Source organism: Comamonas faecalis, assembly GCF_039538025.1.
Classification (GTDB): domain Bacteria; phylum Pseudomonadota; class Gammaproteobacteria; order Burkholderiales; family Burkholderiaceae_C; genus Comamonas_C; species Comamonas_C faecalis.
Genome location: NZ_BAABBP010000022.1, coordinates 51,410 through 63,065, shown reverse-complemented (window position 1 = coordinate 63,065; position 11,656 = coordinate 51,410). Strand labels below are relative to the sequence as shown.

12 protein-coding genes and 2 pseudogenes are annotated in these 11,656 nt (G+C 69.4%); 12 read left to right on the top strand and 2 right to left on the bottom strand.

Going from position 1 to position 11,656, the window contains the following annotated elements:
* The 6 genes and pseudogenes from ABD767_RS12215 to ABD767_RS12190 all read left to right on the top strand — a co-directional run.
* A pseudogene (locus ABD767_RS12215) lies at positions 1-209 on the top strand (4-hydroxy-2-oxovalerate aldolase); the annotation flags it as partial.
* Positions 210-222: 13 nt separating this feature from the next.
* Complete coding sequence (gene dmpH, locus ABD767_RS12210; RefSeq protein ID WP_103046407.1) at positions 223-1,011, top strand: 2-oxo-3-hexenedioate decarboxylase; 789 nt, start codon at positions 223-225, stop codon at positions 1,009-1,011.
* A 153-nt stretch (positions 1,012-1,164) separates the two neighbouring features.
* Positions 1,165-2,148, top strand: a complete 984-nt coding sequence (locus tag ABD767_RS12205; protein WP_344869727.1) for a Bug family tripartite tricarboxylate transporter substrate binding protein — start codon at positions 1,165-1,167, stop codon at positions 2,146-2,148.
* A gap of 34 nt (positions 2,149-2,182) precedes the next feature.
* Positions 2,183-2,374 carry a 2-hydroxymuconate tautomerase AphI gene (aphI, locus tag ABD767_RS12200; protein ID WP_103046409.1) on the top strand — a complete coding sequence of 64 codons (192 nt, stop codon included), beginning with the start codon at positions 2,183-2,185 and terminating at the stop codon, positions 2,372-2,374.
* A 121-nt stretch (positions 2,375-2,495) separates the two neighbouring features.
* Entirely contained in the window at positions 2,496-3,068 is a 573-nt protein-coding gene (gene parS / locus ABD767_RS12195) for a type II RES/Xre toxin-antitoxin system antitoxin (protein WP_344869726.1), read from the top strand.
* Positions 3,065-3,553 carry an RES family NAD+ phosphorylase gene (locus ABD767_RS12190; RefSeq protein WP_344869725.1) on the top strand — a complete coding sequence of 163 codons (489 nt, stop codon included), beginning with the start codon at positions 3,065-3,067 and terminating at the stop codon, positions 3,551-3,553. Before parS ends, ABD767_RS12190 begins: the two co-directional genes overlap by 4 nt.
* A gap of 66 nt (positions 3,554-3,619) precedes the next feature.
* On the opposite strand, the gene ABD767_RS12185 is transcribed toward ABD767_RS12190, so the two are convergent.
* Positions 3,620-3,790 carry a hypothetical protein gene (locus tag ABD767_RS12185; RefSeq protein ID WP_344869723.1) on the bottom strand — a complete coding sequence of 57 codons (171 nt, stop codon included), beginning with the start codon at positions 3,788-3,790 and terminating at the stop codon, positions 3,620-3,622.
* 219 nt (positions 3,791-4,009) lie between these two features.
* Here ABD767_RS12185 and ABD767_RS12180 point away from each other — a divergent pair, with 219 nt between their 5' ends.
* Together ABD767_RS12180 and ABD767_RS12175 are read left to right on the top strand one after the other, a co-directional pair.
* Entirely contained in the window at positions 4,010-4,948 is a 939-nt protein-coding gene (locus tag ABD767_RS12180) for a helix-turn-helix transcriptional regulator (protein WP_344869722.1), read from the top strand.
* A 110-nt stretch (positions 4,949-5,058) separates the two neighbouring features.
* Complete coding sequence (locus ABD767_RS12175; RefSeq protein WP_344869721.1) at positions 5,059-7,365, top strand: TonB-dependent siderophore receptor; 2,307 nt, start codon at positions 5,059-5,061, stop codon at positions 7,363-7,365.
* 30 nt (positions 7,366-7,395) lie between these two features.
* On the opposite strand, the gene ABD767_RS12170 is transcribed toward ABD767_RS12175, so the two are convergent.
* Entirely contained in the window at positions 7,396-8,034 is a 639-nt protein-coding gene (locus tag ABD767_RS12170) for an MBL fold metallo-hydrolase (protein ID WP_103046413.1), read from the bottom strand.
* A gap of 154 nt (positions 8,035-8,188) precedes the next feature.
* Here ABD767_RS12170 and ABD767_RS12165 point away from each other — a divergent pair, with 154 nt between their 5' ends.
* From ABD767_RS12165 to ABD767_RS12150, 4 genes and pseudogenes are all read left to right on the top strand, one after another.
* Positions 8,189-8,581 carry a hypothetical protein gene (locus ABD767_RS12165; RefSeq protein ID WP_344869720.1) on the top strand — a complete coding sequence of 131 codons (393 nt, stop codon included), beginning with the start codon at positions 8,189-8,191 and terminating at the stop codon, positions 8,579-8,581.
* A gap of 142 nt (positions 8,582-8,723) precedes the next feature.
* Entirely contained in the window at positions 8,724-10,814 is a 2,091-nt protein-coding gene (locus ABD767_RS12160; RefSeq protein ID WP_344869719.1) for a TonB-dependent receptor family protein, read from the top strand.
* Between the two features lie 15 nt (positions 10,815-10,829).
* Positions 10,830-11,225, top strand: coding sequence for a L,D-transpeptidase (locus ABD767_RS12155; protein ID WP_344869718.1), 396 nt, complete (start codon positions 10,830-10,832; stop codon positions 11,223-11,225).
* Positions 11,226-11,526: 301 nt separating this feature from the next.
* Positions 11,527-11,619 (top strand): annotated as a pseudogene (locus ABD767_RS12150) (hypothetical protein); the annotation flags it as partial.
* Positions 11,620-11,656 lie beyond the last annotated feature (37 nt).

Here is an 11,656-nt window from a genome sequence, read left to right as displayed (position 1 = left end):
GCATCGACCGCGACGCGCTGACGCTGGGCTACGCGGGCGTGTACGGCAGCTTCCTGCTGTTTGCCAAGCGCGCGGAGAAGAAATACGGCGTGCCCGCGCGCGAGATCCTGGTGGAGATGGGCCGCCGCGGCTGCGTGGGCGGGCAGGAAGACATGATCGAGGACACGGCGCTGACGCTGGCGCGTGCGCGTGGGCTGAAGGTGGCTTGAGGAGGAACGACACATGGCACTGAACCCGCAAACCATCGCTCAACTGGCCGAGCACCTGGAGACCTGCCAGCTTGAGGCGCGTGACACGCCCAAGATCACCAACGACCACCCCGACATGGACTGGGATGACGCCTACGCCATCCAGGATGCCATCCTGCAGCGCAAGCTCGCGCGCGGCGCGCGTGTGGTGGGCCTGAAGGCAGGCCTCACCTCGCACGCCAAGATGCAGCAGATGGGCGTGACCGACCCGGTGTTCGGCTTTCTCGTGGACGAGTTCGTCGTTGCCGAAGGCGCGACGGTCAAGACCGGCGAGCTGATCCACCCCAAGGTCGAGCCCGAGATCGCCTTCGTGCTCAAGACCGCGCTCAAGGGCCCGGGCTGCCACATCGGCAGCGTGCTGGCCGCCACCGACTTCGTGATGCCCGGCATCGAGGTCATCGACAGCCGCTACCGCGACTTCAAATTCGACCTGAAGAGCGTGGTGGCCGACAACACCTCGGCCTCGCGCTTCGTCGTCGGCGGACAGCCGCTGCGCGTGCAGGACGTGGACCTGCGCACCGTCGGCCTGGTGCTGGAGAAGAACGGCCAGCCCGTCGCTCTTGGAGCGGGCGCCGCCGTGCTGGGCCATCCGGCCGCGGCCATTGCCGCGCTGGCCAACCACCTGGGCCGCCGTGGCCAGGAGATTCCGGCCGGCAGCCTGATTCTGTCGGGTGGCGCGACCGAGGCCGTGTCCGTGCAGGCCGGCGACAACGTGACGCTGCGCGTGCAGGACATGGGCAGCGTGTCGCTGATCTTCGCCTGAACGCCGGCGCCGCTTTGCTCCATCGTGGGGCAGAGCGGCGCGGCAATCTGCCGTTTATTTCACTTTCACCCCATGGCCACCGGCCATGGGGCGGGGCGGCTGTGCTTTGCGGGCGCGGCCCGCGTCCATCACCATCGAACACAGGAGACAAGCATGCAACGACGCCAATTCATCGCCGCCGGCACAAGCGCTGCGCTGGGCGCCGCATTGCCCGGCCAGGCCTGGGCGCAGTCCGCCTACCTCAGCCGGCCGGTGCGGCTGATCGTGCCGTTTCCGCCGGGCGGCCCCACCGACCAGATGGGCCGCACCGCGGCCAAGGTCATGGGTGAGCAGTTGGGGCAGAGCTTCGTCGTCGAGAACAAGGCCGGCGCGGGGGGCAACATCGGCACCGACGCGGTGGCCAAGGCCCGCCCCGACGGCTACACCATCGGGCTGACTGCCATCAGCAGCCTGGCGCTGTCGCCCTATCTGCGCAGCAGCACGCCGTTCGACGTGGACAAAGACCTGGCGCCCATCTCGCTGGTGGGCACCACGCCCTGCGCGCTGGTCGTGCACCCGGGCGTGCCGTTCGCCGACCTGCAGGGCATGGTTGCCTACGCCAAGGCGCACCCGGGCGAGCTCAGCTACGCCACCTCGGGCGTGGGCACCAGCAACCATCTGGCGGCGGAATACCTGCAATCGGTGGCCGGCATCAAGCTGACCCACGTGCCCTACAAGGGGTCGAGCCAGATCGTCCCCGACCTGCTGTCTGGCACCATTCCGATGAGCATGGAAAGCTCGCTGGTCACTACGCTGCAGCACATCCAGGAAGGCAAGCTGCGCGCGATCGCCGTCACCTCGCCGCAGCGCTCGCGTGCGCTGCCCGACGTGCCGACGGTGGCCGAGTCCGGCTACCCCGGTTTTGCCGTCGAGACCTGGTTTGGCCTGGTCGCGCCCAAGGCAACGCCGGCCGACGTCGTCGACCGCCTGCAGCGCGCCTGGGCCGCAGGCAGCGCCACGGCCGGGGCGCGGGCGGCGTTCGACAGTTTCAGCGGTGACATCCGTGTGCAGACGCCGCAGCAGTTTGCCGACTTCATCCACAGCGAAAACCAGCGTTGGGGTGCGCTGATCCAGCGCCTGGGCATTCGGGCCGATTGATCCCTGCACCTCTTACGACGATTGGAGAACCACCATGCCTTTTGCCCAGATCTACATGCTCGAAGGCCGCACTGAGGAGCAGAAGAAAGCCGTGATCGAAAAAGTCACCCAGGCCCTGGTCGAAGCCGTCGGCGCGCCCGTGGCCAACGTGCGCGTCTGGATTCACGACGTGCCCAAGGAGAACTGGGGCATTGCCGGGGTCAGCGCCAAAGAGCTGGGGCGCTGACCGGGCATTTGCCGAGTCGAGGTGAGTGGCTGGCGATAAGCGCCACCGGCAAGGCGTGCCGGGAGTGGGAAACCGGAATTGACTCATTTGATGCAAAATAAAGCATCAAAGGAGTAACGCCATGAAGCCGTCGCCCGCCATTGCCAAGCAGTCCACTTCCGCCGCCGAGCGCGGCGCCCACGCCGGTGCGCACCGCCCTGGCCGCCAGCATGCGGCGTGGCCCAAGCTGGCGTTTTCTGCGCGAGCGCGCCCGCAGGCCAGGGCGGAGGGGTTTTTTCTCGACGCTTTCGAGGCCGAGCAGATCGTGCTGATCAAGACCGTCAAGGACGGCCTGCCGTCGTCTCTGGTGTACCAGCTGGCCGAGCGCATGCGCGTGCCCAAGGAGCGCCTGATGAGCACGCTGGGCCTGCCGCGCGCGACCATTCAGCGCAAGGTGGCGCAGAGCACGCTGCTGGGGCCTGATGAGTCGTCGCGCGTGCTCGGCATGACGCGGCTGATCGGCCAGGCGCAGGCCATGGTGCGTGAATCTGGGGCCGCCGAAGGGTTTGATGCCGCCGCCTGGGTGGCCGGCTGGCTGGAGCAGAGCGTTCCCGCGCTGGGCGGGCACCGGCCCGCCGAGTTCATGGATACGGCCGAGGGCCAGGCCCTGGTGTCGCAGCTGCTCGCGCGCGCGCAAAGCGGCGCCTACGCATGACGGTGGCGCTGTGGCGCATCGGCGTCGACACGGCCAGCGACACCGCCGACGATCTCGGCGGCAAGGGCGCGGCCATTACCGGCGGGCGCTGGAACCGCCCCGACCATCCCGTCGTGTACTGCGCGTCCAGCATTGCCCTGGCGGTGCTGGAGACCGTGGTGCACCTGGGGCTGCAGGACTTGCCGCTCAACCGCTACCTGGTGCGCATCGACGTGCCGCAGGCGTTGTGGGACGCCCGCAAGCGGGACACGCATGCCACGCTGGCCGTGGGCTGGGATGCACTGCCGGCCGGCAAGGTGTCGCTGGATGCGGGCGACGCCTGGCTCAAGTCCAACGACGGCCTGCTGTACCAGGTGCCCTCGGTGATCGTTCCCGAAGAGGGCAATCTGCTCATCAACCCCAGGCACCCGGACGCTGCCAGGCTGGTGGCCGTCAAGCTGCGCCGCTGGCAGTACGACGCACGCTTGCACGCGGCCGGGCCATAGCGCAGTTCGGCGCATTGCCACTGATGGTGTCAGGTGCGGGCCATCTTCAGAGCAAAAAGGGAGTGGTCATGCGGGCGCCTGGTGCAGCGCCCATGCCAGCGCCCGCTGCGTGGCGGGCGCCATGCTGCTGCCGTGGTCGGCGCCGGCCAGCGTGGCAAAGCGCAGATCCAGGCCCGGCGCGCGCGACCTGCGGGCGACCTGGTCGAGCACCTGATCGCCCGCGTAGCTCAGCCCCACCAGCACCGCCGCTGGCGTACCCGGGTTCGGGCCGCGGGCATGGCAGGGCCGTGGCGCGCAAGGTGCGAGAGAGAGGTCATGGAATGCTGGTTTGTCGCAAATCAAATTTGAACTGAGAGTGATTTGCATTAATTATTTGCAGTGGCTAGCATCGCACGGATTTTCTGTGGCGCCATTTGCCGCAGCAACAAGATGTTTGCGCCCGCGCGCCGCGTTTGCATGTCCCCGTCGTCCGTATCCTCCGCATCGGCCCACCCCAGGCCTGCGCCCGCCGAGCAGGCGCTGCACCGGCACCTGGCGTGCCTGCATGCGCTGCGCCCGGGCCTGCATCTGCGCTGCGAGGACGGGCGCGAGCGCCGCGACATGACGGTGCAGGCCGAGGTCGGCGCGGGGCTGCGCATCGTCGTGCTGCTCGAAGGCGTGGTGGATCTGTCCTATGGCACGGTGCGCGTGGCGTTGTCGCAGCGCAGTGCCGGCGCCAGCGCCGCGCTGGTGGCGCTGGCCGAGCCCGAGTGCTTCACGCGCCGCGCGCGCCGGGGTGTGTATTCGCGCCGCGTCACCCTGGGTCTGGGCGGCGACTGGCTGGCCCAGGCAGAGGGCGAGGGGGGCGCCACGCCCGAGCTGGCGCATTTCATGCGCCACCACCTGGCCACGCGGCGCTGGCAGCCGTCGCCGCGCGCGGCGGCCCTGGCCGAGCAGGTCGTGCGCCCGCCGCCGCTGGTGCCGCTGCTGCAGCGCATGTACCTGGAGAGCCGCGCGCTGGAGCTGGTGGGCGAGGCGCTGGGCAGCCTGTGCCTGTGCGCGCCCGTCCACCCCGCGTCGCCCCAGCTGCGCCCGCATGAGCACCAGCGCCTGCGCGCGCTGCACGACTTCCTGGCATCGGGCCAGGCTGATGCGCTGTCGCTGGACGCCATTGCGCGCCACGCGGGCGTGAACCCCAACACCTTGCAGCGCCAGTTCCGCGCGGTCTATGGCACGACGGTGTTCGCGCACCTGCGCGAATGCCGCCTGCAGCGCGCGCGCCAGGCGCTGGAGCGCGACGGCGTCACCGTCGGCCAGGCCGCGCTGGTGGCCGGCTACACCAGCGCGGCCAACTTTGCCACCGCATACCGGCGCCGCTTCGGCCTGGCGCCCAAGTGGGCGCGGGCACGGGTGTAGCGCGAGCCTGGCGCAAACATCTTTGTTGCCCGCGCAAACCCCGGGCGGGGGGCGGGATGGAACAATCTTTACATTCGTTAATGAAAATCATTCGCTTTAAAGAGAGTCCTATGGCAATCAAGGCAGAGCGCCCGTCGTGGCGATTGCAGACCGTGGCGGTCGCCGCCGCGCTGCTGTGCATGCAGGGTGGGGTGCAGGCGCAGGTAGCGGCACCGGCGCCGGACGGCCAGGCCGCCACGCTGCCCGTGGTGGAGGTGCTGGGCACGGCCGAGAACGCGTGGAAGCAGGCGCCGGGCGTGTCCACCGTGACGCGCGAGGATCTGGACGCGCAGCCGACCAACGACCTGGCGCAGGTGCTGCGCGAGCAGCCTGGGGTCAACTTCACCAGCAATTCCTCCAGCGGCCAGCGCGGCAACAACCGCCAGATCGACCTGCGCGGCATGGGGCCGGAGAACACGCTGATCCTGGTCGATGGCAAGCCCGTCAACAGCCGCAGCGCGGTGCGCTATGGCTGGCGCGGCGAGCGCGACACGCGCGGCGACATGAACTGGGTGCCGCCCGACGCGATCGACCAGATCGAGGTGCTGCGCGGCCCGGCCGCCGCGCGCTACGGCAATGGCGCCGCCGGCGGCGTGGTCAACATCATCACCAAGGGCATACCGGACAAGCTCGGCGGCAGCGCCACGCTGTACTACAGCCTGCCCGAGGATTCGCGCGACGGCGCGGCGCAGCGCACCAGCTTCTCGCTGGCGGGGCCGCTGTCCGGGCAGCTGGGTTTTCGCCTGAGTGGCAACATTGCCAAGACCGACGCCGACGCCTGGGACATCAACGCCGGCCACGCCTCGACCCGCACCGGCATCTATGCCGGCACCTTCCCGGCCGGGCGCGAGGGCGTGCGCAACCGCGACCTGTCGGCGCGGCTGACGCTCAAGCCCGCGGCGGGGCACACCATCGACTTCGATGCCGCGTACGCGCGCCAGGGCAACATCTACGCCGGCGATACGCAGAACACCAACAACTTCACGGTCAACGCCGCTGGCGACCTGGTTGCCACGTCGCAGCGCGTGTGGGATGCGCTGGGCTCGGAGACCAACCGCATGACGCGCTCCACCTATGCCCTCACGCACAAGGGGCAGTACGATTTCGGCAGCTCCAACGCCTACCTGCAGTACGAGCGCACGCGCAACCGCCGCATGGACGAGGGCCTGGCAGGCGGCACCGAGGGGCTGTTCTCCAGCGACCACTACAGCACCGCACGGCTGTCCATCCTCACGGCGCACGCCGAGGCCAGCGCACGCGGCAAGTGGGGCAGCCTCGCCCACGTCATGACCGTGGGCGGCGAATGGGTGGATCAAAGGCTCGACGACGCCAACTCGGTCACCCAGACCACGACCGAGGCGGGCAGCGTGCCGGGCATCACCGGCGCGGGCCGCTCCAGCAAAATCTCCGCGCGCATCGCTTCGTTGTTCGTAGAGGACAACATCGAGGTCACGCCCTCCACGCTGCTGACCCCCGGCCTGCGCGTGGATCGGCACAGCACAGTGGGCACCAACTGGAGCCCGTCGCTGAACCTGTCGCACTACCTGGACGACCGCATCACGCTCAAGGCCGGCGTGGCCCGGGCCTACAAGGCGCCCAACCTCTACCAGCTCAACCCCAACTACCTGCTGTACAGCCGCGGCATCGGCTGCTGGGGCGCTGGCGGCTCCTGCTACCTGCAGGGCAACGCCGGCCTGAAGGCCGAGACCAGCATCAACAAGGAGCTGGGCGTGGAATACGCCGACGACCGGCTGCTGGCGGGCCTGACCCTGTTCCACAACGACTACCGCAACAAGATCGAGGCGGGCACCGCGCCGGTGGGCAACGCCGTCGGCGGCAGCAACGGCAGCTATGCCAACGCCGACATCTTCACCTGGACCAACGTGCCCAAGGCGGTGGTCTCGGGCGTGGAGGGCTCGTTCAACATCAAGCTGTCGCCGGCGCTGAAGTGGAGCAACAACCTCACCTACATGGTGCAGAGCAAGAACAAGGCCACGGGCGAGCAGTTGTCCATCATTCCCAGGTACACGGTCAATTCGCGTGTCGAGTGGCGCGCCACCGCAGCGCTGCAACTGCTGGGCTCGGTCACCTGGTATGGCAGGCAAAAGCCCAACAAGCTCGACTACCAGGGCCTGGCGCTGACGGGCGAGGAGACGCAAAGCCTCTCGCCCTACGCGCTGGTCGGCGTGGGCGCGCGCTACAGCTTCACCAAGGACGTCACGCTCACCGCCGGCATCGACAACCTGTTCGACAAGCGCCTGTACCGCAAGGGCAATGCCGTGGGGGTGAACAACCCGCGCACCATCTACGGCGCCGGCGCGGCCACGTACAACGAACCGGGGCGCTCGTTCTACGCGGCGCTGGGCGCGCGGTTCTGAACGCGGGCCGGCCAGCGCCCGGCCCGGGGCTCAGGTGCCGCCGACGAAGGGGTTGGTCTCGCGCTCGCGCCCGAAGGTGCTCTCCGGCCCGTGGCCGGGGATGAACACCGTGTCGTCGCCCATGGGCCACAGGCGCTGGGTGATGCTGTCGATCAACTGCTGGTGGTTGCCCTGGGGAAAGTCGGTGCGGCCGATGCTGCCGGCGAACAGCACGTCGCCGACGAAGCAGCGCTTGATCTGCGGCGCGTGGAACACCACGTGGCCCGGCGTGTGGCCCGGGCAGTGGCGCACGTCCAGCGTCTCGCGGCCGATGCTGACCTGGTCGCCGTCGTGCAGCCAGCGCGTGGGCGTGAACGCCAGCGCCGGGGGAAAGCCGAACATGGCGCTTTGCTGCGGCAGGCCGTCGATCCAGAACTGGTCGCCCTCCTGCGGGCCGATGATGGGCAGATGCAGCCGCTGGGCCAGCTCGCCGGTGCCGCCGGCATGGTCGATGTGCGCGTGGGTCAGCCAGATGGCCTTGAGCGAGACGCCCAGGCGCCGCGCCGCGCTCTCGATGCGCTCCAGGTCGCCGCCGGGGTCGATGACGGCCGCCTCCATCGTCTGGTCGCACCAGACGAGCGAGCAGTTCTGCTGGAAGGCGGTGACGGGAATGGTCAGGTAATGCAGCATGGCCGGCGATGATAAGGGCCAGGGCAAAGCGGCGCCGGCGCCGTAGCCCGCGTTTTCGCACGACAATCGCGCTCGGCAGGGCAAAACGCCCGCCGGGACGCGGACACCGAGGCTCCGCGGCCAGATAGAAAACGGAGACACGGTGAGGGCAGCAATGCATGGCGGTGCAACCAGGCGCAGGTGGGTAGCCACCGTCTGCGCCTGCGCGTGGCTGCTCTACGTTCTGGCCACTGCCTTTGCACCGCCGCCGGCGCTTGCGGCAGCGCACCAGGACGCCCCGCCGTGGGCGGCGGACCTGTGCTCGCAAGCCCATGGCGCGGCGCAGGAGCCCGCCGCGCCGGATCAGCCCGCCTGCACGCACGACCTGTGCTGCCTGCTGGGCTGTGCCCTGCACCATGGCGCGGCCGCGGCGCCGTGCCCGCCGATGCCGCCCGCCGCCGCGGCGGCGCGCGCGCCCGGGTTCGCGCGAACCGACCCGGCGCAGCTGCCCGGCACCATGCACGCCCTCCTGCCCGGCCCGCGCGGGCCGCCGGACACCGCGGGTTGACCCGCGCAGCACGCGCTGCGCTTCTTGACCAACGCACGCGGCGCTCTGCCGCCGTGCGCATGCGTTGGCGTTTCGCCTGTTTGTCCACTGCGGGCCGGTTGTCCGGGTGCATCACCGCACCCGGGCCGGCCGAGGAGTTCCCATGTCCACCCATCCCTTTTCCAGACCCGTGCGCACCGCGTGGTGGGCGCTGCTGGCGGCGTCGTGCGGCGTCGCGACGCATGCGCAGCCGGCGCCCGCCACCGACGCACCGTCGCTGCCCATGGTCACCGTAACCAGCGCCGAGCCGGGGTCGCCCACCGTGCCCAGCGTCGCGCGGCTGCGCGGCGCCATCGAACAGACCGCCGGCTCGGTCGGCTTCATCGACAACGCCGTGCTGCTCGACCGCTACCAGTCCAATCTGCGCGACGTGCTGCAGGACGCGCCGGGCGTGCTCGCGCAAAGCCGCTACGGGCAGGAGATGCGCCTGTCGATCCGCGGCTCGGGCATCGCGCGCGGCTACCACGTGCGCGGCATCGAGCTGCTGCAGGACGGCATCCCGACCAACCTGGCCGACGGCAGCGGCGACTTCTACGAGATCGACCCCATGGGCCTGCGCGCCACCGAGATCTACAAGGGCGGCAACGCGCTGGGCTTGGGCGCGTCCACGCTGGGCGGCGCGATCAACTTCGTCACGCCCACGGCGTACACCGCGCTTGCGCCCAACATCGTGCAGGTCTCTGGCGGCAGCAACGGCAGCGTGCAGACGAGCGGCCAGGTCTCGCGCGTGCTGGGCAAGCTCGATCTGCTGGCCAACTTCACCGCCTCGCACGCCGACGGCTGGCGCGCGCATGAGAGGGGCAACTACGGGCAGTTCAACGGCAACCTCGGCTACCGCCTCGGGCCGTCGGCCGAGACGCGCTTCTACCTCGGCATCTACGCCACCAACCAGCTGCTGCCGGGCACGCTGACGCTGTCCGATGCGCTGGGCGATCCGCGCAAGGCCGGGGCCGGCGTGGTGGCGCAGGACCAGGCGCGCGACATGCGCGTGCAGCGGCTGGCCAACCGCACCAGCGTGACTCTGGCTGGCGTCCGGCTGGACGTGGACAGCTGGCTGATCCACACCGACATGTTCCACCCGATCTTCCAGGTGCTGACCACCGAGGGCGACACCTGGGGCGTCGCGCCGCGCTTGCGCAGCGACTGGCAACTGGGCGGCCGGCGCAACGAGCTGACCCTGGGCGCGCGCCTCGTCGGCGGCAGCTACGCGGCGCGGCGCTTCGTCAACGTCGGCGGCGCGGCGGGCGCGCCCACGCTCGACGCGCGGCAGAAGGCGCTGAACGTCGAGACCTATCTGGAGAACCGCAGCTTCGTCACGCCGCAGCTGGCCGTCGTCGCGGGCCTGAAGGCGCTGCGCCACGAGCGGCGCTACACCGACCGCAGCAGCGGCGCATCCGACGAGGCCCGCTACAGCGGCGTGAACCCGAAGATCGGCCTGCTGTGGACTGCGCGCGAGCAGGTGCAGGTGTTCGCCAACCTGACGCGCAGCCAGGACGTGCCCGACTTCACCGACCTGACGCAGACCTTCGGCGCAGCGAGCCGCTTCACGCCGCTGGCCTCGCAGCGCGCTTGGACGGCCGAGGTCGGCACGCGCGGTGCGCAGGGGCCGCTGCGCTGGGATCTGACCTATTACCGTTCGCGGGTGCGCGGCGAGATGCTGCAGTACACGGTAGATCCCACGGTGCCGGCCTCGACCTTCAATGCCGGGCGTACCCTGCACCAGGGCATCGAGCTGGGCGCCACGCTCACGCTGGCGCGCAACCTGTTGGCGGCAAACGCGGGCGACCGGCTGGAACTGAGCCAGCTGTGGAACTGGAGCGATTTTCGCTTCCAGGGCGATCCGCAGCATGGCAACAACGCCATTCCCGGGCTGCCGCGCAACGTGCTGCGCACCGCGCTGACCTATGCGCGCGCCGACGGCTTCTACGTTACGCCCACGCTGGACTGGGTGCCCGGCGGCGCATGGGTCGATTACGCCAACACGCTGAAGACGCCGAGCCATGCGCTGCTGGGTCTGAAGTTTGGCGCGGCGCTGCGCGACGACCTGTCGTTCTACCTGGATCTGCGCAACCTCACGAACCGGCGCTACGTCGCCGACTTCGCGCCGGTGCTCGATGCCGGCGCCGCCCCGGCCAGCACCTTCTACCCGGGTATCGGCCGCAGCATCTATGCCGGCATGCGCTATCAGTTCTGACACAGGGAGCCAATCATGAAAACTTTCACCACAGGCCTGCCGGCCAGCCAGGTGGTGGACGAGCGCGCATGGATGCGGCTGCTCAAACGCACGCACGCGCCGCGCTACGCCCAGCTGTACGGCGGCGCGCCGGCGAGCGCGCAGGCCAGGGCGCCGGAGCAGGCGCTCGATCCGCGCTGCCTGGACGGCAAGGTGGTGTGCATCTCCAAGGCGCAGAAGAAAATGTCGCTGGTCGTCGACGGCAGGGTGCTGTTCACGCGCGAGACGCGCTTTGCCCGCCCCGGCTGGGGCAGCCCCGAGGGCGAATTCCGCATCTGGTACATGAACCAGGACACCATCTCCACGCTGTTCGGCGAGCGCACGCCCATGCCCTACGCCATTTTTTACGACGGCAACGTCGCCATCCACTAGGGCCTGTTAACGCTATTTTTGACGGATGCGTTGTGATCAAAAGGGCCACTCGCCAAGGCGCCAGCCGCAGCCAAGGTGCCACCCTTGGCAAGGCTGGCAACGCCGGCGATGGCCCTTTTGATCGCAACCCGAAGGGAACATACTCAAAACGGCGCCACTCTTCGTTGCGCTCCTTGCCCAGACACCCAGTCTGGGCTGCGTCGCACGTCTCGATTGACGCCGTTTTGAGTATGTTCGCACCGCCAAAAATAGCGTTAACAGGCCCTACTCCGACGACTTCGGCCAGGTCGGCTACCAGGGCGGCTCGCACGGTTGCAGCCAGCTGCGCGACTACCAGAGCGCGCACTGGCTGTTCGAGCAGGTGCGGGTGGGCGACAAGGTCGTCGTCTACTGACGAGCACGGCCGCCCCGGCGCGCAAAAGGCTTTGCCC

Bases quoted from the DNA above. Each gene is read 5' to 3' on its own strand.
- ABD767_RS12170 (WP_103046413.1), bottom strand. From the start codon at position 8,034: ATGCTGCATTACCTGACCATTCCCGTCACCGCCTTCCAGCAGAACTGC.
- ABD767_RS12180 (WP_344869722.1), top strand. From the start codon at position 4,010: ATGTCCCCGTCGTCCGTATCCTCCGCATCGGCCCACCCCAGGCCTGCG.
- parS (WP_344869726.1), top strand. From the start codon at position 2,496: ATGAAGCCGTCGCCCGCCATTGCCAAGCAGTCCACTTCCGCCGCCGAG.
- aphI (WP_103046409.1), top strand. From the start codon at position 2,183: ATGCCTTTTGCCCAGATCTACATGCTCGAAGGCCGCACTGAGGAGCAG.
- ABD767_RS12160 (WP_344869719.1), top strand. From the start codon at position 8,724: ATGTCCACCCATCCCTTTTCCAGACCCGTGCGCACCGCGTGGTGGGCG.
- dmpH (WP_103046407.1), top strand. From the start codon at position 223: ATGGCACTGAACCCGCAAACCATCGCTCAACTGGCCGAGCACCTGGAG.
- ABD767_RS12175 (WP_344869721.1), top strand. From the start codon at position 5,059: ATGGCAATCAAGGCAGAGCGCCCGTCGTGGCGATTGCAGACCGTGGCG.
- ABD767_RS12165 (WP_344869720.1), top strand. From the start codon at position 8,189: ATGCATGGCGGTGCAACCAGGCGCAGGTGGGTAGCCACCGTCTGCGCC.
- ABD767_RS12155 (WP_344869718.1), top strand. From the start codon at position 10,830: ATGAAAACTTTCACCACAGGCCTGCCGGCCAGCCAGGTGGTGGACGAG.
- ABD767_RS12205 (WP_344869727.1), top strand. From the start codon at position 1,165: ATGCAACGACGCCAATTCATCGCCGCCGGCACAAGCGCTGCGCTGGGC.
- ABD767_RS12190 (WP_344869725.1), top strand. From the start codon at position 3,065: ATGACGGTGGCGCTGTGGCGCATCGGCGTCGACACGGCCAGCGACACC.